This window comes from Streptococcus sanguinis (genome assembly GCF_050223295.1).
GTDB lineage: Bacteria > Bacillota > Bacilli > Lactobacillales > Streptococcaceae > Streptococcus > Streptococcus sanguinis_X.
Genome location: NZ_CP071424.1, coordinates 1,906,183 through 1,930,242 on the forward strand (window position 1 = coordinate 1,906,183; position 24,060 = coordinate 1,930,242).

At 44.8% G+C, this 24,060-nt stretch carries 25 protein-coding genes and 1 other RNA gene; 6 read left to right on the forward strand and 20 right to left on the reverse strand.

Translation table 11 applies throughout. The annotated features are described in order from the left end of the window. Positions 1 to 228: 228 nt before the first annotated feature. From rnpB to J1C77_RS09400, 3 genes are all read right to left on the reverse strand, one after another. An RNA gene (gene rnpB, locus J1C77_RS09390) (RNase P RNA component class B) lies at positions 229 to 596 on the reverse strand. Positions 597 to 618: 22 nt separating this feature from the next. Further along, on the reverse strand, positions 619 to 981 hold the full coding sequence (gene gpsB, locus J1C77_RS09395) for a cell division regulator GpsB (RefSeq protein WP_023917285.1): 363 nt from the start codon (positions 979 to 981) through the stop codon (positions 619 to 621). A 71-nt stretch (positions 982 to 1,052) separates the two neighbouring features. Next, positions 1,053 to 1,580: a DUF1273 domain-containing protein gene (locus J1C77_RS09400; protein ID WP_002923372.1), complete on the reverse strand. Its 528-nt coding sequence runs from the start codon at positions 1,578 to 1,580 to the stop codon at positions 1,053 to 1,055. A gap of 67 nt (positions 1,581 to 1,647) precedes the next feature. On the opposite strand from J1C77_RS09400, the gene recU reads away from it, so the two are divergent. Both recU and pbp1a read left to right on the forward strand, forming a co-directional pair. Then, a complete protein-coding gene (gene recU, locus J1C77_RS09405) occupies positions 1,648 to 2,250 on the forward strand; it encodes a Holliday junction resolvase RecU (protein WP_002905196.1) in 603 nt (200 codons plus the stop codon). Then, the gene (gene pbp1a / locus J1C77_RS09410) at positions 2,243 to 4,381 is read left to right on the forward strand and encodes a penicillin-binding protein PBP1A (protein ID WP_002923370.1); all 2,139 of its coding nucleotides are present in this window, start codon (positions 2,243 to 2,245) and stop codon (positions 4,379 to 4,381) included. The genes recU and pbp1a overlap by 8 nt, the downstream gene beginning before the upstream one ends. A 77-nt stretch (positions 4,382 to 4,458) precedes the next feature. Here pbp1a and pepC read toward each other — a convergent pair whose 3' ends face one another. The 13 genes from pepC to rsmH all read right to left on the reverse strand — a co-directional run bounded on the left by pepC (position 4,459) and on the right by rsmH (position 18,035). Next, entirely contained in the window at positions 4,459 to 5,793 is a 1,335-nt protein-coding gene (gene pepC / locus J1C77_RS09415) for an aminopeptidase C (protein WP_042763162.1), read from the reverse strand. A 78-nt stretch (positions 5,794 to 5,871) separates the two neighbouring features. Next, positions 5,872 to 6,432: a GNAT family N-acetyltransferase gene (locus J1C77_RS09420; RefSeq protein ID WP_002923368.1), complete on the reverse strand. Its 561-nt coding sequence runs from the start codon at positions 6,430 to 6,432 to the stop codon at positions 5,872 to 5,874. 47 nt (positions 6,433 to 6,479) lie between these two features. Continuing rightward, on the reverse strand, positions 6,480 to 7,304 hold the full coding sequence (gene nadE / locus J1C77_RS09425; RefSeq protein WP_002923367.1) for an ammonia-dependent NAD(+) synthetase: 825 nt from the start codon (positions 7,302 to 7,304) through the stop codon (positions 6,480 to 6,482). Beyond that, a complete protein-coding gene (locus J1C77_RS09430; RefSeq protein ID WP_002923366.1) occupies positions 7,301 to 8,761 on the reverse strand; it encodes a nicotinate phosphoribosyltransferase in 1,461 nt (486 codons plus the stop codon). Before J1C77_RS09430 ends, nadE begins: the two co-directional genes overlap by 4 nt. Positions 8,762 to 8,868: 107 nt before the next feature. After that, positions 8,869 to 9,783, reverse strand: coding sequence for a thioredoxin-disulfide reductase (trxB, locus tag J1C77_RS09435; protein ID WP_002923365.1), 915 nt, complete (start codon positions 9,781 to 9,783; stop codon positions 8,869 to 8,871). A gap of 65 nt (positions 9,784 to 9,848) precedes the next feature. Then, a complete protein-coding gene (locus tag J1C77_RS09440) occupies positions 9,849 to 10,073 on the reverse strand; it encodes a DUF4059 family protein (RefSeq protein WP_002893522.1) in 225 nt (74 codons plus the stop codon). Between the two features lie 171 nt (positions 10,074 to 10,244). Beyond that, on the reverse strand, positions 10,245 to 10,988 hold the full coding sequence (locus J1C77_RS09445) for an amino acid ABC transporter ATP-binding protein (RefSeq protein WP_002923364.1): 744 nt from the start codon (positions 10,986 to 10,988) through the stop codon (positions 10,245 to 10,247). Beyond that, a complete protein-coding gene (locus J1C77_RS09450) occupies positions 10,988 to 11,797 on the reverse strand; it encodes an amino acid ABC transporter permease (RefSeq protein WP_002923363.1) in 810 nt (269 codons plus the stop codon). Before J1C77_RS09450 ends, J1C77_RS09445 begins: the two co-directional genes overlap by 1 nt. Positions 11,798 to 12,042: 245 nt before the next feature. Continuing rightward, positions 12,043 to 13,386: a DEAD/DEAH box helicase gene (locus J1C77_RS09455; RefSeq protein WP_002923362.1), complete on the reverse strand. Its 1,344-nt coding sequence runs from the start codon at positions 13,384 to 13,386 to the stop codon at positions 12,043 to 12,045. A gap of 104 nt (positions 13,387 to 13,490) precedes the next feature. Beyond that, entirely contained in the window at positions 13,491 to 14,474 is a 984-nt protein-coding gene (gene mraY / locus J1C77_RS09460; RefSeq protein ID WP_002893527.1) for a phospho-N-acetylmuramoyl-pentapeptide-transferase, read from the reverse strand. A gap of 1 nt (position 14,475) precedes the next feature. Further along, complete coding sequence (pbp2X, locus tag J1C77_RS09465) at positions 14,476 to 16,764, reverse strand: penicillin-binding protein PBP2X (RefSeq protein WP_002923361.1); 2,289 nt, start codon at positions 16,762 to 16,764, stop codon at positions 14,476 to 14,478. Continuing rightward, on the reverse strand, positions 16,754 to 17,077 hold the full coding sequence (gene ftsL, locus J1C77_RS09470; RefSeq protein WP_002893529.1) for a cell division protein FtsL: 324 nt from the start codon (positions 17,075 to 17,077) through the stop codon (positions 16,754 to 16,756). Before ftsL ends, pbp2X begins: the two co-directional genes overlap by 11 nt. A gap of 7 nt (positions 17,078 to 17,084) precedes the next feature. Then, positions 17,085 to 18,035, reverse strand: a complete 951-nt coding sequence (gene rsmH, locus J1C77_RS09475; RefSeq protein ID WP_002923360.1) for a 16S rRNA (cytosine(1402)-N(4))-methyltransferase RsmH — start codon at positions 18,033 to 18,035, stop codon at positions 17,085 to 17,087. Positions 18,036 to 18,235: 200 nt separating this feature from the next. Here rsmH and J1C77_RS09480 point away from each other — a divergent pair, with 200 nt between their 5' ends. The 4 genes from J1C77_RS09480 to J1C77_RS09495 all read left to right on the forward strand — a co-directional run bounded on the left by J1C77_RS09480 (position 18,236) and on the right by J1C77_RS09495 (position 19,776). After that, positions 18,236 to 18,424: a helix-turn-helix transcriptional regulator gene (locus J1C77_RS09480; RefSeq protein WP_002923359.1), complete on the forward strand. Its 189-nt coding sequence runs from the start codon at positions 18,236 to 18,238 to the stop codon at positions 18,422 to 18,424. A 74-nt stretch (positions 18,425 to 18,498) separates the two neighbouring features. Next, positions 18,499 to 19,029 (forward strand): DUF3278 domain-containing protein, encoded by a 531-nt coding sequence (locus tag J1C77_RS09485; protein WP_002923357.1) that lies wholly within the window; start codon positions 18,499 to 18,501, stop codon positions 19,027 to 19,029. 31 nt (positions 19,030 to 19,060) lie between these two features. Then, positions 19,061 to 19,603, forward strand: coding sequence for a DUF3278 domain-containing protein (locus tag J1C77_RS09490; protein WP_002923356.1), 543 nt, complete (start codon positions 19,061 to 19,063; stop codon positions 19,601 to 19,603). Further along, the gene (locus J1C77_RS09495; RefSeq protein WP_002923355.1) at positions 19,600 to 19,776 is read left to right on the forward strand and encodes a hypothetical protein; all 177 of its coding nucleotides are present in this window, start codon (positions 19,600 to 19,602) and stop codon (positions 19,774 to 19,776) included. The genes J1C77_RS09490 and J1C77_RS09495 overlap by 4 nt, the downstream gene beginning before the upstream one ends. 59 nt (positions 19,777 to 19,835) lie before the next feature. Here J1C77_RS09495 and J1C77_RS09500 read toward each other — a convergent pair whose 3' ends face one another. From J1C77_RS09500 to J1C77_RS09515, 4 genes are all read right to left on the reverse strand, one after another. Continuing rightward, the gene (locus J1C77_RS09500; RefSeq protein ID WP_002923353.1) at positions 19,836 to 20,093 is read right to left on the reverse strand and encodes a DUF896 family protein; all 258 of its coding nucleotides are present in this window, start codon (positions 20,091 to 20,093) and stop codon (positions 19,836 to 19,838) included. A gap of 22 nt (positions 20,094 to 20,115) precedes the next feature. Continuing rightward, positions 20,116 to 22,155: a glycine--tRNA ligase subunit beta gene (glyS, locus tag J1C77_RS09505; protein ID WP_002923352.1), complete on the reverse strand. Its 2,040-nt coding sequence runs from the start codon at positions 22,153 to 22,155 to the stop codon at positions 20,116 to 20,118. A gap of 2 nt (positions 22,156 to 22,157) precedes the next feature. After that, a complete protein-coding gene (gene glyQ / locus J1C77_RS09510; protein WP_002908141.1) occupies positions 22,158 to 23,075 on the reverse strand; it encodes a glycine--tRNA ligase subunit alpha in 918 nt (305 codons plus the stop codon). A 200-nt stretch (positions 23,076 to 23,275) separates the two neighbouring features. Continuing rightward, entirely contained in the window at positions 23,276 to 24,037 is a 762-nt protein-coding gene (locus tag J1C77_RS09515) for a hypothetical protein (protein ID WP_002923351.1), read from the reverse strand. Positions 24,038 to 24,060 lie beyond the last annotated feature (23 nt).

Genomic DNA, 24,060 nt, shown 5'->3' on the forward strand with positions numbered 1-24,060 from the left:
TGATTTCGTCACATCGATTTTCCTCACTCTCCCTTTTTAAATTTTGGGCTGAGAAGGTTTCGCTGCCATTTATCAATTAGCTCATTCCTTGAAATGTCCATCAGACAAATAAAGCAACAGCTAGTTGAACTTGGCAGAGAATAGAGCGCTCAGCCACTCTCTTGCTATTCTATTATAAAATTTAAAGAGGACAGGACTTGACGTCCCAGCCTCAGCCTATATGCAATTTTCTGTAAGCCATGTTTTGTTCCGGAAATGACTAGGTACCATTTCCTTCGATAATCATCTGTCTACTGTTTCCAGTCAGAGTGCTATGTTCGCTTCCACGCACTCCATGCCCCGACCAAAGTTTGGGTTGCTAGCTTGAGGGGTTTACCGCGTTCCACTTCTTCTGTTTCCAAAAGAACTACGTCACTGTGGCACTTTCAGACCTAATCAGACATATCAAAAGACTTAGCCCTTTCAGTCGCCGTAACGGAAAAATCCGTCCCTAGGCTTATTTCTTCGCCTAGCACAAACACTACCGGCATCACAGCCAGTGCTAGCATGGACTTTCCTCATGAAAATCTAAAATTTCCACGCGATTATCCAAAAATTGCACTGTTCTAAAAAGAACCATTATTCACGATCCAGAATTTGTTTTCCGAATACTTCCTTTTCAAGACGGTTCAAGCGCTTCAAGATATCAAAATTAGTCGCAGAAGTCATCTGAGGGAAGCTTTCTGCAGTTGACTGAGTCGCTTGTGTTGATTGGACAGGCTGAGTCGGCTGAACCGGTGCTTTTTCAACCGGCTTCGCAGCCAACTCTTCCTTGAGACGGCGATTTTCCTCACGCAGCTCCTTTACCAAGGCTGCGTAAGTCTCATAATCTTTGATAATATCATCCAAAAACTCATCCACTTCGGACTTACTATAGCCGCGTACTTCGCGCTTAAAATCCTGATCAAAAATATCTTTTGCTGTAAAAATAATACTTGCCATCTTCTCTCTCCAATCTAGTTTATCATATTCAATTATAAACAAAATGCCTAATAAAAATCAAGATTTATCATCTAATTTCCCGAAAAATTTTCGGCCACTTCATTCAAGTCATCAAATGTTAATTTTTTGATAAAATATTGTTCTTGTTTTTTCATTTCTTGGTAAAGATATTTCAGTTTTGTCTCCTGTTCTTCATCATAAAAGAGGTAGGCTCCGTCTGTATTTTGAATGACGAATTGATTGTAATCACGAAACTGACTAGGATTTTGGTAGGTCGGATAAGCATACTTGACGAAATCGGTTTGCTTAAAAGCAGCTAATTTTGCTTGATTGGCTTTGTTCCAATTTTCACCTTGATTCTCAAAGAGAAAGATGGTTGCCGTCTGAAATTCATAGTCCTTTTTCAAGTCGTTGGCTAGCTCCAAAACCCAAGATTCAAAGCCCAGATTTCCCATAAAAACCAGCCAATCTACTCCATCTTCCAAAAAACGGATTAAGTCCCTCTTAGCGGCTTCTTTTATGATGTTTATTCTCATATCTTTTTCCGTCGAAATGCCGATTTCAAAGGCTTTGTAGCCTGTTATTAGTAGACTGGTCATTTATTCTCCCTTAAAAAAGTTTTTTGTGGTATAATAGAGTGATGCTATTGTACCAATAAGGAGTTTTATGGTCAACTATCCACATAAGCTGAAGGCAAAAAGCAGTATCAACAGGCCTGTTCCCGGCATTGTTAACTTTGCCAATCGTGGGATGTCTTTTGAAAAGATGATTAACGAATCCAACAGCTACTATCTAAGCAGAGGACTCGCTGTCATCCATAAAAAGCCCACCCCCATTCAGATTGTCAAGGTTGATTATCCGCACCGTAGCCGAGCCAAGATTGTAGAGGCTTACTTTCGGCAAGCTTCCACAACAGACTATTCTGGTGTCTATAAGGGCCATTATATTGACTTTGAAGCCAAGGAAACCCGACAGAAAAAATCGATGCCCATGAAAAATTTTCATTCGCATCAGATTGAGCACATGGAGGCTGTCCTTGAGCAAAAGGGCATCTGCTTTGTCTTACTGCATTTTTCCAGCTTAAGGGAGACTTACCTGCTTCCAGCTTCTTATTTAATTGAGTTTTACAAGATCGACAAGGGAGGGAAGTCCATGCCTCTAACTTACATCCAAGAGCATGGTTATCCGATTGAAATGCAGCAGCTTCCCAGCATCCCTTATCTTGAAATTATCGAACAAAAACTACTAGGTGGTATTATAAATGAATAAACAAACTCTTATGCAGGCTTTGAAATATCTTGCAAGTGCACTTATAACCCTGCTTATGATTGGATTCGTGATTGGCTGTTTGGTATTTACCTACTATGCGGTCAAGGCTCCTAAGCTTTCTGAAAAAGACCTAATCGCGACCACATCCAGTAAGATTTTTGACAGCAATAACAATTTGATTGCGGACCTAGGCGCTGAAAAGCGGGTCAATGCTGAAACAAGTGAAATTCCTACGGATTTGGTCAACGCCATTGTCGCCATTGAAGACCATCGCTTCTTCAATCACCGCGGGGTAGACTTTATTCGGATTGCAGGTGCTCTTGTTAGCAACATCCGCGGAGGTCGTCAAGGGGGGTCAACTCTGACACAGCAGTTGATTAAGCTGTCCTATTTCTCAACCTCTTCTTCGGATGCGACTCTTTCACGTAAAATCCAGGAAGCTTGGCTGGCCGCTCAGCTTGAGCGCAAAGCAACCAAGCAGCAAATCTTGACCTATTATGTCAACAAAGTCTACATGTCTAACAGTAACTACGGTATGCAGACAGCAGCCCGAAGCTACTATGGCAAGGACCTAAAAGACTTGAGCTTACACCAAACAGCTCTACTGGCAGGTATGCCTCAGGCACCTAACCAATACGACCCTTACACTCACCCAGAGGCTGCGACCAACCGACGTAATCTGGTACTTCGTGAGATGCATGATCTCAAGTACATCACAGATGAACAGTATGAGCAAGCCAAGAATACCCCTGTAACCGACGGACTTCAAAGTTTGAAAGCTTCCACTAGCTATCCTGCTTACATGGACAATTATCTTAAGGAAGTAATTGAACAAGTAGAAGAAGAGACTGGCTACAATGTCCTGACAACTGGTATGGAAGTCTATACAAATGTTAACACTGATGCCCAAAAGAAACTCTGGGATATTTACAACACAGGAGACTATGTTGCTTATCCAGATGACGAAATGCAGGTTGCGTCCACCGTTATGGATGTGCAAACTGGTAAAGTCATTGCCCAGCTCGGTTCTCGTAACCAATCTACCAACGTATCCTTTGGTACCAACCAAGCTGTTGAAACCAACCGCGACTTCGGTTCAACAATGAAGCCAATCACCGATTATGCTCCAGCTCTGGAAAATGAAGTCTATACTTCGACAGCTGCTCCTATCACGGATGCTCCATATAACTTCCCGTATTCCAGCACACCAGTCTACAACTGGGATAAGAAATACTATGGTGGAATGACGATTCAATACGCTATTCAGGAATCCCGTAACGTTCCTGCCGTGAAAACGCTGGAAGCCGTTGGTCTGGATGAATCCCTCAAGTTCCTAAATCGTATTGGGATTAACTATCCTGAAATGTTCTATGTTAATGCCTTTTCAAGTAATACCAGCAAATCCGGCAACGAATACGGAGCCAGCAGTGAAAAAATGGCTGCTGCCTATGCTGCTTTTGCCAATGGCGGTACTTACTACAAACCTCAGTATGTCAATCGCGTCGTCTTCAGTGACGGAACGGAGAAGACCTTCTCCAACAATGGTTCCAAGGCTATGAAGGAAACGACAGCCTACATGATGACCGATATGATGAAAACAGTCTTGCAGTCTGGTACAGGTACAAACGCTGCTATCTCTGGGGTTTATCAGGCCGGTAAGACTGGAACCTCCAACTACGCTGATGATGAATTAGCCAAGCTGACCAAGCCTTACTACTACTCTAGCATTGTCACACCAGACGAGCTCTTCGTTGGTTACACGCCTAAGTATTCAATGGCTGTTTGGACCGGCTACTCTAACCGCCTGACACCAATTCTTGATGACGGGGTTAAGGTTGCAACAGATGTCTACCGCGAAATGATGCTTTACCTAGCTCAAGACGGCTCTGCTTCAGAAGATTGGGAAATGCCAGATGGTCTCTACCGCAGTGGCTCTTATGTCTACCTCAACAGTGGTACTGGCTATAACCGTTACTACAATAACCAGCAGTACTATAACTATTCTAGCTATAGCAGTTACAGTACAGAAGCTAGCTCTGACACATCAGCTTCCAGTGAGCATTCTGGTGATTCAAACAATAACTCTTCTAGCCACAATGACTCCTCTTCCGGTAACGGTGGAGATAACTAGAGTGACGGAGATTAGAACACAAATTAAAAGAGTAAGAATGAAAAATTCTTACTCTTTTCTTATTCTCTCATCAAAGCTTACTTTGCCAAAGCACCCATGGGATCCCAGGGAGCTAGGACAAGAGGCTCTGCTTCATAAGCAGCTAATTCTGCAGATGTCAGAAACTCCTTTCGAACGACGATTTGATAGGTATATTCGTCCATCCAAGCGTCACTGGCTACAAAGTAACCCTTATTACCAACCTTTTCGCCCCAAGAGTTTTCGACCTTCCATTTCTTAGCTTTACCATTTTCATCCAAGTCCACCCCTGTCAAGACCATGGCGTGGGTCATGAGGCTTTCGCTATAGTCCAAGCGGCCAGCCTTATCCTGAGTTAGTCGAATATCCATGCTAGCAGTGAAATCGTGCATCCCCTCTGCCATAACACCTGCCTTGCGATTGCTAGACTGACCTACATCCGAGCCAAACCAAACGGTCTCGCCAGCTTGCATTTGGGCGATAGCCAGCTCTTTTAGCCTGTCCATTTCAACATTCAAATAACGAACGGGCTTACTGCCAACGACATTTCCCAACATCTCAACCGTATAGGACCGACCATAAGGCTTGTCTGCAGTCGGTGCATTGATGATAGAGACATAGTCAGCTAGCTTGAGATCGACATATTTTTGATAAAAAGTCAGAGGTGTCAATCCGCTCTCGCTGTGGAAATGATTGTCCTTATCTCGATAAGAAAAGTCAAACTTGCGAGGCGGCAAGCCTAAATTCATAGCTAGAAAGTTAAAGACTTCCTGTAGGAGTTCTTCTTTCTTGGCCTGAAGCTCAGCCGATTCTGCTCCTTCCACTCTTAATTCTCGCAAAATCTGTGCATCTTGACGCAAAAGTTTATTGAGAATCTGATTGAGCTCGCGACTGTCACTGGAAGAAATTGACTCTGGATAGACAGACTTAGGCACAACTCCGTATTTCTCAAAGAGGGAAACAACCATATCCCATTGACCACCATCCTGCTGAGGCGTGTCTAAGAGAAACTTGACCTTACGGCTGGTCAATTCTTGGTCAGCTGTCGCAATCACCTGCTCCAAGAACCAGTTGGATTTTTCATATTTATCCCAAAAGAAGGTATGGGCCTGAGATAGCTCAAAATCTTCCAATTGGAAACCAGCAATCATCTTGTGGCGGAAGGTATTAAGAGCTGCAAACATCCAACAGCGTCCTGAAGCTTTCTGGTCACTGACCTTGTCCTTTGTGAGATCCAGTGAAAAGATAGGTGTATTTTCCACAGCGGCGCTTCGCTTCTCTAAGGAAGCCAAAAGACCGTTGTGACTGATAGCATTTTCCATCGCTGCATACTTGGAATTGGCCTCATAAACAGCATACAGCTTATCTGTAAAATCTTGTTCTAACGAATGCATAGAATCCTCCTTGTCATTATACATCTATTATAGAACTTTAAAAGAGGAGCGCAAGTAAAAAGGCTGGACAAAAGAGTCCTAGCCTTTTTCTAAATCAGATCTTAGGATTCCATAGACGGAAAAATCTTTGACTTGTCCTTTATGAAATACAGCCTGACGGAAAGTGCCTTCGTAGCTCATTCCAGCTTTGGCCATGACACGCCCAGAAGCTGGATTGGCTGTTACAAATCTTGCTGTGACACGATTGAATCCTGCGTCTTGCAAGAGATAGTTCAAAACAGCTTTCAAAGCTTCTGTCATCAACCCCTGCCCCCAGTAGTCTTTACTTAAAATATAACCGACCTCACAAGCATTAACTGCCTCGTCCATGTCCACCACACTGATGTCACCGATTACAGAATCAGGATTTTCTTTCAGGCAGATGGCCCACTTGTAAAAATCCATGTTTTGATAATTCTCAACCCAGCGAGCAATAGACTGTTGGGTGACTTCAGGACTCTCGTGAGCATCCCAGGTCACATGCAGCAAATTATCCGGACGAGAAGCCCAGTTGTCGTACATAGCTTGAGCATCCGATTCCAGAAAAGGTCTTAGTAAAAGACATTTGGTTTCAATGGACTGTGTACCTATCTTTTTCATAGCTTCCTCATTTCTTGGCTCGGACTAAAAAGATTCGATAGAGATTTTCACTTCCAAAATTCGTCAAAAACTGTAATCGGCAAATGCCGTTTGTGCTGTCCCTTATGCCACCAAGATTCGATAGTTTCTTGGGCTTGGGCTGAAACGGACTTGCCTTCGAGGTAGTCATCAATTTCATTGTAAGTCACGCCCAGAGCGACTTCATCTGCAATCCCAGGTTTTTCTTCTTCCAAGTCAGCCGTCGGCACCTTTTCATAGAGAGCCGGATCTGCTCCCAAGGCGGCCAAAAACTGCTTGCCTTGTCGTTTATTGAGACGGTAAAGCGGTAAGATATCTGCTCCGCCATCCCCAAACTTGGTGAAAAAGGCCGTGACATTTTCTGCAGCATGATCGGTCCCAATAACAGCCCCGCTGTATGAACCAGCCAAAGCATACTGGGCAATCATACGGCTGCGGGCCTTGATATTGCCCTTGTTAAAATCAGAGACTGTGGCACCCGTTGCCTCTACAGCCCTTGTCATGGCATCAGCCGATTCCTTGATATTAACTGTCAGACTGACATCAGGCTGGATAAAGGCCAGAGCCTTTTGCGCATCATCTTCATCTGCCTGAACACCGTAAGGCAGGCGGACGGCAATAAAGCGGTAGCTATCATCCCCAGTCTCAGTCCGCATTTCCTCTACAGCCATCTGAGCCAAGCGACCAGCCAAAGTTGAGTCCTGACCACCAGAAATTCCCAGAACATAACTTTTCAAAAAAGGGTGCTTCCTCAGATAGGCCTTGAGAAAGTCCACCGACTTGCGGATTTCTTCCTCCGGGTCAATGTTTGGTTTGACGCCCAGTTGAGCGATAATTTCTTCTTGTAGACTCATTTTTCTGCTCCTGTCTGGTAGGCTTTCTTGCGCATCTGGTCAATCAAGTCCATCTTATCCTGCCAAATATCTCTAGCCAGGTCAACAGGATAATCCTGTGGATTGAGAACTCGCTTGTACTCATCCCAAAGTTTATCAAATTCCTTACGGGCATAGGCTTGAATCTCGGTCAGGCTCGGCTGATCATAGACCAAATTCCCCTCTTGGAAAATGTCCACCAAAAGCGGTACGGCATCAAAATTTTTGACAGTTTTATTGATATAAGTATAGGTCGGATGGAACATTTCCAGCTCCTCCAAGCTATTGACATCAAGGCCATCATAGGTAATGTAGTCTCCCTCGGACTTCCCTTTCTCGCGACTGGTAATGCGCCAAACCTGCTTCTTGCCTGGAGTAGAAACTTTTTCGGCATTATTGGACAGCTTGATGGTATTACGCAATTCTCCACTCTCATCTTCAATAGCAACAATCTTATAAACCGCTCCTAAAGCCGGCTGGTCGTAGGCTGTAATGAGCTTGGTTCCCACACCCCAGACATCTATCTTGGCTTTTTGCATTTTCAAGTTGAGAATGGTATTTTCATCCAGATCATTGGACGCATAAATCTTAGCATCAGGGAAGCCAGCTTCATCTAATTGCTGCCGAACTTTCTTAGAAATATAGGCAAGGTCTCCCGAATCAATGCGGACACCCAAAAACTTAATCTTGTTCCCTAGCTCACGCGCCACCCGAATGGCTGCCGGAACACCTAGACGCAATGTATCGTAGGTATCTACTAGGAAAACACAGTTATGATGAGTCTCAGCGTAAGCTTTAAAGGCTTCATAATCATTTCCATAGACTTGAACGAGAGCATGGGCATGCGTTCCCAAGACTGGAATATCAAAGAGCTTGCCAGCCCGGACATTGCTGGTGCCATTAGCTCCGCCAATCACCGCAGCCCTGGTCCCCCAAATAGCAGCATCCATTTCCTGAGCCCGGCGCGTACCGAACTCCATCAGTGGCTCATCTTCGATAACAGAGCGGATACGGGCTGCCTTAGTGGCAATCAGGGTCTGAAAATTAACGATATTGAGCAGGGCAGTCTCAACCAGCTGACACTGAGCCAGTGGACCTTCCACCTGCACGATTGGCTCATTGGCAAAAACCAAATCACCTTCCTGAACAGACCTTACTGTCAGGCTCATCTTGAGATTTCGCAAATAATCCAAAAACTCTCCATGATAGCCCAAGGATTGCAAATAATCTAAATCGCTCTGGCTGAACGTCAGATTATTGAGATAGGAAATAATTCTTTCTAAGCCCGCAAAAACTGCGTAGCCGTTATTAAAAGGATTTTTACGGAAAAAAACTTCAAAAACTGCACGCTTGTTGTGAATATTTTGCTTGAAATAAACCTGCATCATGTTGATTTGGTACAAATCAGTGTGCAGAGTTAAACTATCATCTGGGTACATCTTCTTGCTCCTTTATGCTAGATACCTTATATTATATCATAATTCCAAAAAAGCTAAGCAAATCCTGTCAACTCACTTGAATAGACACACTTGCTTAGCTTATATTTTTATGCTTGCTCTGTAAGATATTTGTAGGCTTCCTGACTGGCAATAGCACCATCGCCAACAGCCGTCGTAATCTGGCGCAGGTCTTTCTGGCGAACATCACCAACAGCGTAAATACCTGCTACTGACGTTTTCATCTGATGATCCGTCAGAATCCAGCCAGCCTCATCAGTGATGCCCAAGCCCTTAGCAAATTCACTAACAGGATCTAAGCCAACATAGATAAATATGCCACCAAAATCTGCTCGGCTAGTTTCACCTGTCTTGACATTCTTGAAGGTTACGCCAGTCACTTTACGCTCATCACCATGGATACTTTCCACCACAGAATCCCAGACAAAGCGAATCTTTTCGTTGGCAAAGGCGCGATCCTGCAGCACTTTTTGTGCTCGCAACTCATCACGACGGTGAACAATGGTCACACTTTTTGCAAAGCGCGTCAGGAAAATAGCTTCCTCTACCGCCGAGTCGCCACCACCGACAACCAGCAGATCTTCATCACGGAAAAATGCGCCATCACAGACCGCACAGTAGGAAACGCCGCGGCTGTTGTAGTCTTCCTCGCCAGGAACCCCCAGATGACGATGATTGGCACCAGAAGCAATGATGACTGTTTTAGCTTCAAAACGCTCATCCTCTGTGATGATTTCCTTGAAATCACCTCGGTCTTCAATTTTCTCTACTAGGCCAAATAGATGTTCAACACCCAGATTCTCCAGAGGCTCAAACATTTTCTCTGCTAGCTCTGGACCGCTGATATTGGCATAGCCTGGATAGTTTTCAATGTCAGCAGTATTGTTCATCTGACCGCCAGGAATACCACGCTCCAGCAGGGCAACTTTTAGGTTGCTGCGGGCTGCATAGAGGGCAGCTGTCATGCCGGCAGGCCCAGCTCCAATAATAATTGTATCGTACATAACTCTTCTTTCTCCTTGTTGTAACTAGAATTATTCTAACAACTTTTCTACAGTTTTACAAGCATTTAAGCTTTTAGGACAATGAGCAAGCCCAGCGTCGCAAAAGACAGGACTGGAATCGTCATAATGACAATCAAAAGGACATCGTATAGATGGCTCTGGCGTTCCTTAGCTGTCTTGTCCTTGCGGCGAATCATCCGCAGTCCAATCCATAAACCCGCAATAATCCCTACACCGACTGCTGTATAAAGCAAGCTCTCGATATAAAGTGCAAATATTTGATCTAACATGTCAACTCCTCAAAGGTCAATCAGCCTCATAGCGCAAAGAATGGGAACAATTCCAAATCTTGCCATCTGCATAAAACACCCACCAGACAAGAAAGCCTGCTCCACTGCATGCTGAGACTGAAAACAAACTCAGCTGGTCTAGCCAACTGAGCCTTCACTGTCTCTATTATATCAAATATAGGTCCGTTTGTAACTAGCAAAAAATTCCTTGGTTCTTTCTTCCTTTGGATGATGGATAATTTCATCTGGTGTCCCAGACTCTATGATTTTCCCCTTGTCCAAAAAGAGTACTCTATCGGCTACCTGAGCGACAAAGGACATATCATGGCTGACCAGAATCATGGTCTGGCCAGACTTAGCTGCATCAGCGATCGATTTCTCTACTTCTCCGACCAACTCGGGATCCAAGGCTGAGGTCGGCTCGTCTAGCAAAAGAACATCTGGATTCATAGCCAAGGCCCTTGCTAAGGCTACCCGCTGCTTCTGACCGCCTGACAAATGTCTAGGATAGTGATTTTCTCGGTATGACAAGCCAACCTTTGCTAACTCTTCTTTGGCTATCTTAGTCGCTTCTTGGTCTGACAGTTTCTTAACTACCAACAGACCTTCCTTGACATTTTCCAGAGCTGTCCGGCGGGAAAAGAGATTAAACTGCTGAAAAACCATGGCTAGCTTGCGGCGCAGCAGCAAAATCTCATCTTTAGAAATCCTTGAAAAATCCACTTTGAAACCATCGATAGTGATTTTTCCGCTGTCTGGCTGTTCCAGGTAGTTGAGGCTGCGGAGGAAGGTTGACTTCCCAGCACCTGAAGAGCCAATCAAAGCCACTACTTCGCCTTTTTGAATGTCCAAACTGAGATCATCCAGAACCTTTTGACCTGAAAAAGTCTTACTTAAATGTGAAATATTAATCATCAGATTCCTTCTCCTTCTGCTTGCTGAAGCGATTCAAATTTATCCGGCTGCTTGATATCCATCATCTTTTCGATCCAGCGGCCAAGCTGCTCAATGAGAATATTGACTGCCCAATAAATCAGCGAAACCGAGATAAAACGCTCAAAGTAACGGTAGTCTGCCCCCGCGATAGCCTGTGCCTTGGCAAAAATTTCCACTACACCAGCGCTAAAGGCCAGAGAAGTTCCCTTAGTCAAGCCAATCAGGGAATTAATCAGACTAGGTGTCGCGACTACTGCTGCATTGGGGATAATGACACGCATATAAACCTGCTTGTTGGTCATCCCTAAACTGCGAGCAGCTTCAATTTCTCCCGAATCCACGGACAAGATTGCTGCCCGAATGGTCTCACTGGCATAAGCTGCTTCGTTGAAAGCGAAGGCAACAATCGCAAAGACAGACGCTGGAATTTCGTTGATATTAAAGCTTGTGCCATACTTCTGATTGATGGCCTTGAGCAATAAAGGAATCCCAAAATAGGTCAGCATGAGCTGGACAAGCAGCGGCGTTCCTCTCAGAAAACTGACAAAGAAAGCCTGAATCGGATACAGGACTTTGACTCGATTAATCTTGACGATAGCAAAAACCATGGCAAGCAGAATACCAAAGACTGCACCACCCGCTGTCAAGAGAAGGGTGATTGGCAGATTTTGCAAAATGCCAGGAATAGCCTCAAAAACGGCCCTTAAACTAAATAATTTACCATCTGGAATGAACTTGAGGAACTCCTCATACCAACCAGTTGTCAGAAGATAAGTTGTAACCACCATTATTACTTCCTTTTCTTGATAATGAAATATTTTAACACAATTCTAGAACAAAACAAAGAATTTGCTCCGCTTTTACTGTCTTTTAGCAGTCAAACATGAGCATCTAGTGCAAATCTCGTGTTCCTAAATATCAAATAAGCCACACTAAGCCCAATATAAAAATAGACTAGTTTCACTAGTCTATCATATCTATCTCATAAAGACTAATATATTTTTCTTATCACAGCGATAAGAAAAGTATATCACTAGAAGGTTTGGCGCTTAGCCTTACGCTCTGCCCGGCCACGTGCACGATTCTCTGCTCGCTTGGTCTTGCGGCGCTTTTCGTTAACAACCCACTGGATTTTTTTCTTGTAGCCTGGTTTGATTTTTTTCTTTTTCTTCTTGACCAGCCCCAGCATTTCCGTGTCCAGCTTCTCCCGGCTCTTTTCCCGATTGGCACGACGGTCTCGGTCGTAGGTATCCTGGAACTCGTCATCTTTTATCATCTTGGGAATGAACTTAATCCCCATCTTTTCCAACTCCCGAATATCTGAGTCGTCACTCGGCTGGTAGAGAGTAATGGCTGTGCCGGGAAGACCATTACGGCCGGTCCGGCCTACCCGGTGGACAAAGAAAGACAAGTCCTGAGGAATGGCATCGTTAATAACATGGCTGACACCTTCGATATCGATGCCCCGTGCGGCTAAGTCAGTCGCAACAATGTATTCAAAATCCAGATTCTTGACCTGATTCATGATACGCTTGCGCTCCCGCGGAGCAATATCTCCATGAATTTTAGCAACTTTGAGCCCCTGAGCTGTCAGATAGCTGTGCAGTTCATCTGCCCTCGTCTTGGTATTAACAAAAATCATAGCAAGATAAGGCTGCAGAAGCTGACTGATTTGATAAATCTGAGCATTCTTGTCTCGTCCCTTGGTTGACAAGAGCCAGTTTTCAATGGTGTCCGCAATGACCGTCTTGGTCTTAATCTGCTCAATCACTGGATTAGACAGGTATTTTTTCAAAAAAGGCTGAAGCTTCTGTGGAATGGTCGCTGAAAAAACGAGAAACTGCAGATCTTTAGGCAACCGGCCTGCAATCTTATCAACCGTCGCCAAAAAGCCCATGTCCAGCGTCATATCTGCCTCGTCAACGACAAAGGTCTTGGCCTTGTGAATAGCCAAATCTCCTGACTCTACTAAGTCATAAATCCGCCCAGGGGTTCCGATGACGATATGCGGCTGACTGGATTCTAACTTCCCAATCTGACGAGCCTTGTCCGTCCCACCGACATAGTTGGCCACCCGAATCTCTTTTTCAGAAAAGCTAGCCAACTGACGAGCAGCCTGATAAATCTGCGCTGCCAGCTCCCGACTTGGGGCTGTAATGACAGCCTGCACACTGTCTGCCTCCTCATCCAGCATTTGAAAAATCGGCAGCAAAAACGTGTGTGTCTTACCAGAGCCTGTCTTGGACTCCCCAACCAAATCCCGACCTGACAATACGACTGGAATCAGCTTCTCTTGGACTGGAGTCGCTTCAACGAAGTTCAAATCCCTGAGCGCTTCCTGAATATAATCTTTAAACTTAAATTCTGTAAATTTCATCTTGTCCTCTATTCTATTATCCTAACTATTATACCAAAAAATTGACCATCCTGCTTATCCTCAAATCTAAGAAGCAAAAAAGCGAGCCAGAGACTCGCTTCTTGCTATAGATATAGGATAGCTAGGGTCAGGAGACTGCCCACGATACCGATTCCCCAGAAGAAGAAATCGACTTTCCACTCGCTCCACTCCTTGCCGTGGCCAGTTAGGCCTCCCAACTCAAAGTGGTGATGAACCGGGGTCATCCGGAAAATCCGCTTGCCGCCGGTCAGCTTGAAGTAGGTCACCTGCATCATAACAGAGGTCGTCTCAAACACATAGACGATACCAATCAAGAGCAGGGTCCACTCTTGATGAAGGGAAATGGAGATAGCAGCCAGCATACCGCCCAAAGCCAGACTTCCTACATCTCCCATGAAGATTTTAGCAGGCTTATGGTTGAAAACAAAGAAGCCTAGCAAGCCACCAATCATACTGATGATGACAATCAAAATATCAAAACGCTTCTGCTCAACAGCAATTACAGCATAGGCCACCAAGCTAATGACCACCGAGATACTGGCCAAACCATCAATTCCATCCGTCAGATTGACAGCATTGGAGAAGCCAATCAGCCAAAAAAGGACGAAAAAGACATAGAGGAAGCCTATCTGGACAGGAACAGTAAAGACATTCAGCTGGTCACCTGCACCGTGCTGATTATAGAAGAAGTAAAAGACAACTCCGCCGACCAGCTGCAGAAACAGTTTCTGCTTGGGATTAAGACCTTCGTTGATCTTACGAAACACCTTGAGGAAGTCGTCTAAAAAGCCAACAACGCCATACAGGACCAAGATAAAAAGAATCATGATGAGGCCATTGGACAGCTGATGCGAAAACAGACCGATAACAAAGCTGGCCAGAACGGATGTTAAGAGAAAGACAGTACCACCCATGGTTGGTGTTCCGGCCTTGGCCTGATGCTGCTTGACATCTTCGTGCATCTGTTGACCTGTGATACGAGCCTTATGGTAAAAACGAATAAAGGCAGGAATGCCGATGATAGTTAGGATAAAAGTTACGATTCCTGCAATAAGAGCAATAAGCATATTAGTCTCCCATTGTGATTGTTATTTTCTTGAGATTTTTTAGCGAAGTATTGGTTTTCTCGCTCTGCTTGACGACCTTGGAGCCCTCTCCTTTGAAAGTGACTTCGATGCCCTGCCACTTCGCAAAACGTTCGACATTGGACTTGGTCCAGCCGTACATATCAGGCAGACTTTCTAAATCATCTGACAAGATTAAAACCTGCTGGTTGGCCTTGAGATTTTTACCTTCTTTGACAGATACTTTTTTAATCTTGCCACCTGTTCCCAGTACAATTGGTTGGACGAGGTTGCGGCGCAATTCATCCGCCAGACCGCCAGGACTGACTTGATGTTTCAGACCTAGTTGCTTGGTCAGTTCTTCCAGCAATGGCATTTTATAGCTAGTTTCTTCAGTGACTGTTTCAAGAGCTGGAGTCGTCTCTGTCGTCAGATTAAGACTGTCTTTGAGAGCGACAGCTTCTTCCAAGACCGGATTGACCACTTCCTGCCAGAATATAGGCTGGAATTTTTCCTCAGGCTGCTGAACTGTCACATACATGATAAATTCAGGATTTTCTGCCGGCGTCATGGCAACAACTGAATAGATATAGTCGTTCTCGCCCTCTAGATAACCATTTTCTGAAGCGATTTGAGCGGTCCCTGACTTGACAGCGACATTCTGACCAGCCACTTGAATGACGGGTTCTCCACCAACATTCAGGGTTCCGTGGTAGGCGTCTGTTCCGACCTGAACCATATAATCCCGAGTAGTTTGAGCTGCTTTTTCTGAGACAGGATTTCCGATAATTTCTGTCGCTGTCTTACGAGCTGTATTGTTTTTTGGATCATGGATGGCATTGATAAACTTAGGTTCTACCATGACGCCGTCATTGGCAACGGACGAGAAGGCACGTAGCATCTGCACCTGGGTCACACCAATCCCTTGACCGAAGGAGCTCATGGCAATCGTAACATAGTTATCACCTGGCAAAGAGCCATAGGTTTCATTGCCCATCCCAAATCGGGTCGGCAGACCAAACTTAAACTTACTCAAGTAGTCCAGCCACTTGTCATTGCCCATCTTCTGCTCCAGAATGGTCATACCAACGTTACTGGAATAGGTAAATCCTTGGGCAAAGGTCAGGGTTTCCCCTTCTGAAATCCCCATATTGACGTTCCAGTCCCGAATGGTCGCATCCATGACCTTGTACTCTCTGCTGTCATAGGTATCGTTAGGATTAAAGCTGCCATTATCAATAGCTGAAGCTAGAGTCATAACTTTCATAGTAGATCCAGGCTCGTACTGACCTTGATAGAGCATGGTGTTCCAGTTGCCCAGATTTTTCTCATTCAAGCCTTCCTTGGTATCTGCATTATAGGTCGGCCTTTGAGAGGTAGCTAGGATTTCGCCGGTCTTGGCACTGACCAAGGTCGCATTGACAAACTTGCCTTTGACTTTTTCCTGAAAGGCGTTCATCCGCGTTTCTAGGTAGGTTTGCAAATCAGCCGACAGCGTTGTGTAGACATCCTTGCCATCCTCAGCCTGTACAGAGACCTTTTCTGACCCAGGCACAACATTACCATTCCGGTCTTTTTCGTAGGTCACAACCCCATTCTGACCAGCAAGAATCCTATCTAGTGCCTGCTCCATGCCAGAAGTCCCTTTCAGCGTCTTATTGCCTTCCTTATCCTCCTGCAGCTGGGCCAGACCGATAAACTGGGAGGCAAACACACCGTTACTATAACTGCGGTTAGGACTGGTAGTAAAGTCAATCCCTTCAATACCAGCAGCTTCAAAGGCTTCCCGCATGGCATTCATATTACTGTAGGTAATGCCATTGCCCTGCGCCCCGAAGGAAACCTGCTTGAGATTTTTCTGCGACAGCTGGGTTTTGACATAGTCCTTATCCAGTTCTAGGTATTGATTGAAAATCTCTGCCACCTTATCATACTGGGATTCTTCTACATAGAGAATCTTGCCGGTAGCTGACTTGTAGCTCTTGTCAATAATGGCATAGACATTATAAGTCGTGGCATCCTCAGCAATAGGAACACCATTTCGGTCATAGATTGTTCCCCGCCGGGCAGCGACTGTGACCGTCTTTTGATGGACCACTTCTGCACCCTTTGATAGATTAACCCCGAACTTCTGGTCTGTCCCGATAATAATGGCAAAATTAATCAAGAAAACGAAAAAGAGAAAGATAGCTAAGATGCTCATGCTCTTTCCCACTTGCCGCCGATTGTATTCAGGGGTTTGCCTATTTTTCAGGGCGTATTTTTTAATTCTTTCAAAAATTCTATTCTTCATCCGTTGAACTCACTGTTTTACGATTTCCCTTCTGGAGTTTCATATCCTGAGAGCTGGCTAACTGAGACAGCCTTTCATAGCGGGTTAGTTCATTGACTTCCTGCTTGATGTCGGCCAACTCTGTCTGCTCTGCTTCGATCTGTGTATTGACTTCCGTCAAATCCCGATCCACCTGCAATAGCTTGGTCTGCATAAAGACGATGCTGACTGCTAAAATAATGGCAGTCAAAACGATAGAGCCGTAAAAGGCCTTCTCAACTCGGGAAAATTTTCTCATCTGATCTTGAAGCGGGTTTGGTCTTTTTTCTGACATTTCTTCCTCACTTGTGTATCTTACGGGCCACGCGCAGTTTGGCGGAATGAGCCCGGTTATTGCTTTCTAATTCTTCTTTGCTTGGTAAAATTGGTTTGCGGCTGACCAGCTCCAGCTTAGGCTGCAGTTCATCAGGGATGAAAGGCAGGCCTTTGGGAACATCCACTGTCGACGCCTCCTTGAAAAGCTGCTTGGTCAGACGGTCTTCCAGCGAATGAAAAGTAATGACCGCAATCCGGCCGTCCACCGCTAGAAGATCAATGGCCTGCTGAATAGACTCATCCGTCGCTCCCAGCTCATCATTGACCTCAATCCGAATAGCCTGAAAAATCTGCTTGGCTGGGTGCCCTTTCTTCTTCAGCTCCTTAGCTGGCTTGGCTGACTTGATAATTTCAGCCAGTTCTGTTGTTGTTTCAATAGGCTTGACACTTCTAGCCTGCTCAATCTTACGAGCAATCTGCTTAGAAAACTTGTCTTCGCCGTATTTAAAAAAGATTCGTACTAAATCCTGATAGCTATAATGATTGACAACATCAAAAGCTGTCAAGGCAGCCTCGCGGTTCATGCGCATATCCAAAGGCGCATCCTGTTTATAGGAAAAACCACGCTCACGCTGATCCAGCTGTGGGCTGGAAACGCCTAAATCATAACAAATTCCATCAATTTCTTCCACACCGGCTTCTTGCAAACGGCTCTTGAGGTGGCGGAAATTGTCCTTGATAAAGGTCACCATCCCCCGCTCTACATAAGGAGCCAAACGCTTTTTAGCATTGTCAATAGCCGTCTGGTCCTGATCAAAAGCATAGAGATGCCCTTCGTCTCCGAGCTGACTCAAAAGATATTCGCTGTGACCAGCACCGCCAAGGGTCGCATCGACATAGATGCCGTCAGGCTTAACCGCCAGCTGGTCAACCGTTTCATGAAGAAGAACAGTAATGTGATGAAATTCGTTTGTCATATCTTACTTATTATATCACATTCAAAAGCAAAAAAAAATTTAAAAGAAAAAGTAAGCGGATGAAATCCTTTTTTAAATTTTTTGTCAGATATACTTGACACTTTTTCCAAAAAGTATTATACTAGCATAAAATAAAAGTCAAATATAACTGACAAACTTGTTGAAAGTTATCAGTTATAGTATTAGAAAGGAAGGGTGTAATGAATCGTGTCAAAGAATTTCGAAAAGAAAAAAAGATGTCTCAGCTAGAGTTGGCCAAGTCTATCGGGGTATCGCGGCAAACTATCAATATGATTGAAAATAACAAATACAACCCCACCCTCGAGCTCTGTATCAATCTGGCTAGAGCGCTGGATACTGACCTCAACGCCCTCTTTTGGGAGCCCTAGCTGACAGATGAAGATTCTGAGGACTAAGAATTCTTCCCTGTAGCAAATTTCATACCTAAAGAAAGGACACAAACATGAAAAAAGAAACATTCTCAGACAAGATGATTAAACGATTTTACGGCATTACTGGACCTTTGGACGAGCAAAAGCGCCAACAGGCTGAGCATCTAGGAAATATAGGCTTTATTTGGCTTTTCTTGATTTTGCAAGTTGGTAATTTCCTAGCTTTCATGCTAGCCGATATCTATCCAGGCTTAGATGCTCGAATTTACCCCATTATTATAGAGCTTCTTACCTTTATAATAGCTGGTATCATTTACTTCAGGTCTGAGAAGGAGCACCTGGCAGATTTGGATTTGGAACTCATGAGTGAAAAAGAAAGGCGCAAGCTTCAATATCCTGGTCTTAAGATTGCTCTCTTCGTTGGATTGACTTTCCATCCTATCTTTAGCCTTATAGAAGCAGTCACTCTCAAGCAAGACTTTTTCACTCTCTTTTTACAAGCTGATCGAATCCTGAAAACAGCCTTGGTCGCTAGCATTTTAGGTGTTTTTATCAGTTTTTACTTCAAATCACGCAAACACCATACTGAACAGAGCGAATAACCCCTTGACTTAAGCTAGAAAGGACTCAAACATGAAAAAAGAAACATTCTCAGACAAGATGATCAAACGATTTTACGGTATTACTGGACCTCTGGACGAGCAAAAACGCCAACAGGCTGAGCATCTAGGAAATATAGGCTTTATCTGGCTTTTCTTTATTCTGATTTTTGGCAATGCCATCGCCTTTCCCCTAGCCTTTCGCTGGCCCAAAATTATCGCTGTTGCCTATCCTATCCTGCTGGAAATCCTTATCCTCGGCTTCTGTGTCTATATAGTCATTCAAGCACGGCGCAAAGGAATTGATGACCTAGAGCTAGGACTTCAGGATGAAAAAGAAGAAAAAGCTATGAAACATGCTGGTCTCAAAGCAGGTTTCTCCTATTGGCTACTCTTTTACCCTCTCTTTAGCATCATGATAGCTGTCATGGAAAAGAAAGATATCCTACAAGTTTTGCTTCAACCTAAACTTATTGTAACTGGATTAGCCGCAGGCCTTGGATTTGGACTGATTATGCATTTCATTGCCAAAGGAAAGATTCGTCAAGCACAAAAAAAGGAGGAAGAAGACCTATGAGACTCAATCTCAAAGAAAAAATGGATCTAGGCATTCTGTCCCTCATTACTGCCATCGCTGCTTATTTCTTTTTCCGTATCACGGAGCCTTGGATTTTCTGGCTGGATGTAGCAATCATCGTTAGCTGCATCTATGTAGCCCTCCGCATTTTGAAAAAACATAAACAAGAATAAAAGAACCCCTCGACAGGAACTTTCTAGATTCCTAGCGAGGGATTTTTTTATATTTTTACTTAAGACTCTGGGTCATCCAGACTACGGCCATGAAGACCTTTCTCACGCTGAACTTGACGCAATTTTTCAGGCGTTACATCATTGCCATCCTCGTCGACAATCTTGATGCCTTCGATGTGATGACGAACAGAGCGACGGTAGCCTTCGATATACTCTTCACGAAGCTTGGCTTGTTCCACTTTTTCCTCAGCAGTTAGACCTTCAGCTTTTTTCTTTTTAGCCAGTTCATTAATACGGGCAATTTTTTTAGGATCCATGATTCTACCTCTCTCTTACCTTTTATTTGGTATTAATCTGATTAAACTGAGCCATTTGTCCCGCTTTGGCTGTCAAAGAAGCTAGGAGAGCTAGACGATTGTTACGCACAGCCTCATCTTCATCCATAACCATGGTATGGTCAAAGAAAGCATCGATAACTGGACTGAGAGCAAAGAGTTGGTCCAGATTGGCAGCTAAGTCAGGCGTCAGCTCCACTTTTTCAATAGCAGCTGCCAAGTCTTTTTCCTCTTGATTTTCAAAGAGTGCTGGATTGACAGCTGTCTGCCCTTGGGCTTTCTCAGCTAGATTAAAGACCCGAGACAGGCTTTCGACTGCTGACTTGAAGTTGTCTTCCTGAGCTTTCTCAGCTAGAAGCGCTGCTGTTTCTACCAAATCGCGTACGACAAAGTGAGTGCTTTGAAGAACAGACGTAACAATGTCTTTCGGAATGCTGCGATCCATCATCTTCTCAACGCGGGCACGGAAGAAATCCAGCACAGCCTCTTGATTTTCATAGCTTAGGCTATCAAACTTGAGTTCGTAAAGTCGACCAAGAAGCTGAGCCAAGTCAATGTTCCAGCCAAACTTATCCAAAATACGCACGACACCCTGAGTCGCACGGCGCAATGCATACGGGTCATTAGAACCACTTGGAATCAGCCCAACTGAGAAGAAGGACAGAATAGTATCCAGCTTATCAGCCAGAGCCAAGACTGCTCCGACCTTGGTGTCAGGCAATTCCCCATCGGCTGAAGTCGGCATATAGTGCTCCCGAATGGCAGCTGCCACCGCAGCATTCTCACCAGCCAGAAGAGCATACTTCTCACCCATGATACCTTGCAGCTCATCAAACTCACCCACCATGCCAGTCAGTAGGTCAAATTTATAAATAGCCGCTGCACGAGCCAAGTCGGCTGTCTCATCAGCATCCAATCCTGCCTCTTGCGCCAAGAGAGCAGCAATCTTGCCAGTCCGCTCCATGTGCTCTGCCAGAGAGCCAATCTTTTCGTGGAAAGTCACATTGCTCAGTTTTTCAACCAAGTCGGCAATAGCTAGTTTTTGATCTTCCCGCCAGAAGAATTCCCCATCTTCCAGACGAGCCACCAAGACCTTCTCATTTCCCTTGATGACATTTTCTAAGTGCTCTGCATTTCCGTTGCGGACAGAGATAAAGTGAGGCAAAAGCTTGCCTTCAGCATCGCGCACAACAAAGTAACGCTGATGCTCTTTCATAGAAGTTACCAAGACTTCCTCAGGAACTTCTAGGTATTTGGCATCAAAATTACCTAAGAAAGCAGTTGGATATTCTACCAGATTCAACACTTCATTGAGCAGGTCTTCGTCAATCTCGATAGAAACTCCGTGCTCCTCTTCCAGTGCTCGAATCTGCTCAACAATCATATCACCCCGCTCAAGAGGACTGGCAATGACAGACTGAGCCCGTAGGTCATCTTCATAGGAATCTGCTGAAGCAATCTCCGTTTCTTGCCCCAAGAAACGGTGTCCTCGGCTCGTACGGCCGCTCTTGATATCCAAGAAATCCAAATCAAAGGCCTGCTCATCTAGGAGCACAGTCAAGGTGTGGACTGGGCGGATGTATTCAAAGGTATTGTTGGCCCAGTGCATGCTGACAGGGAAGGTCAGAGCTTGCAGAACTTCTGTCACTGCTGGGATGATTTCCTCTACCGGGCGACCGACCTCTTCCTTGGTCACATAGACGTATTCTTCCCCCTTGATTTCGCGAAAAGTAATATCCTCAACCGTCAAGCCCTTGCCACGAACAAAGCCTTCTGCAGCCTTGGTGAAGTTCCCATCTGCGTCCAGAGCAATTTTCTTAGAAGGGCCTTTGAAATCTTCGGTCAAATCAGACTGCTTGTCCGCCAAGCCAACCACGCGCACCGCCAGACGACGAGGTGTGGAGAACATTTCAATTTTCTCAAAGGTCAGACGATGGTCTGTCAGAAAGGCTCCCATCTTGTCGCGCAGCTGCTTCATGCTCGGTGTCACGACATAGGCTGGCATTTCCTCCAAGCCTAATTCAACTAATAAATTTTTTACCATGATTATTCTCCCTCCTCTGCCAAGAGTTTCTCGCGAGTCTCAGCATCCAAAAGTGGGTAGCCCAGACGCTTGCGCTCAGCCACAAAGGTCTTAGCCACAACACGCGCCAGATTACGAATACGGGCGATATAGCCAGCCCGCTCTGTCACGGATACAGCTCCACGCGCATCCAAGAGGTTAAAAGTATGCGAGCATTTGAGAACATAGTCATAGGCTGGGTGCACCAGATGCTCGTCCAGACAGCGCTTAGCTTCTGCTTCAAACTTCTCAAAATTCCCCAAGAGCAAGTCTTGGTCGCTGACCTCAAAGCTGTACTTGGAATGCTCATACTCAGGATGAGTGAAAATTTCGCCGTACTTAACGCCATCAGCCCACTCAATGTCGTAGACTGAGTCCACTTCTTGGATATAAGAAGCCAGACGCTCCAGACCATAAGTCACCTCAGCAGTCACCGGGTGAGTTGGCAGACCTCCGACCTGCTGGAAGTAAGTGAACTGCGTGATTTCCATTCCATCCAGCCAAACTTCCCAGCCCAGACCAGCAGAGCCAGTTGACGGATTTTCCCAGTTATCCTCGACAAAGCGAATATCGTGCTCCAGCGGATTGATACCCAATAGCTCCAAAGACTGCAAGTAAAGTTCTTGGATATTGCTTGGCGATGGCTTCATAACCACCTGAAATTGATGGTGCTGATAAAGACGGTTCGGATTTTCTCCATAGCGGCCATCTGCTGGCCGGCGAGACGGCTCTACATAGGCCGCGTTCCAAGGCTCTGGCCCAATTGCCCGTAGGAAGGTATAGGGACTCATCGTTCCCGCCCCCTTCTCATTATCATAAGCCTGCATGAGCATACAACCCTGGTCATTCCAGAACTGCTGTAAAGTCAAAATTATTTCCTGAAAGGTAAGTTTCTTGGACATTAGTTACTCCTTTTGTTTGTTTAGATTTCTTGCGAAGCGTTCAAAAGGGAACGATTATTTCCCTTTTGAAAAGCTAGTACATCGCCTAGACAAACCGCCCTATAGCGGTTGTCGTCAGTCAATCGAACCTTTAGGTTCGCAATTGACTTTGGCGAGGTGAAAGGTGAATTTCTTAGACATTTGTTACTCCTTTAGTTTGTTTATATCTCTTTGTCTATTATTTTCTGCTGTATGAACCAATCCAACAAGGGAAGTGTTTTATCTGTATTTGCCCACCGATGATAAGAATCAAAGACCGCTTGCACACTGCCTAGATTTTCTACTAGCTTGTCGACTGTCAAAAAACTGCGCCAGTATTCATAAAAAATACTAGCATAATTCCCTTGATAAGTCGAAGTGCCGAAATCATTCAATGAGTGCCAACCGTGCTTTTTCTGAAAGAGCTCAACAAGAGACTGATTACAAGCTTTTTCCACTCGAAATTCCTCATCTGTAAAGAAATACTTGCGGCTAATATACTCAACCATCCCTTCTTCAAACCAGATATAGGCACCGTATCCATCAAAGTCATCTAAAAAATGCTCCGACCAATGAGCCAACTCATGTCCAACAATCTGCAAGAGAGAATTTTCAGACAAAGACTGATAGTGGTTTGCTATTGCTTGAGTTTGGTGAGAGGTCTCGTAATTCTCTAACTGAAGGAGATACAAATCTTTCCAAATCGTCAATTCTGGAGTCATAACCATCCGCCTATCATTTGTATAGGCCGGTACAGGAATTTCCCGAATGATCTGCGTAGCAGAACCAAAATCGGACCAAATGATGGCTTGCGGCAAGTCATAAACCGCAAACTCGTCTTTTAAAAATGTTAGATAATCCTGCAACTTTGCGGTATTCTTTGCAACGAAATCTCGAAAAGCTGCTAATTGGTTCTCGTCTTTTACAAGGTAAAGGTTCTCCACGAATCTCCTTTCTTTCGAACAAT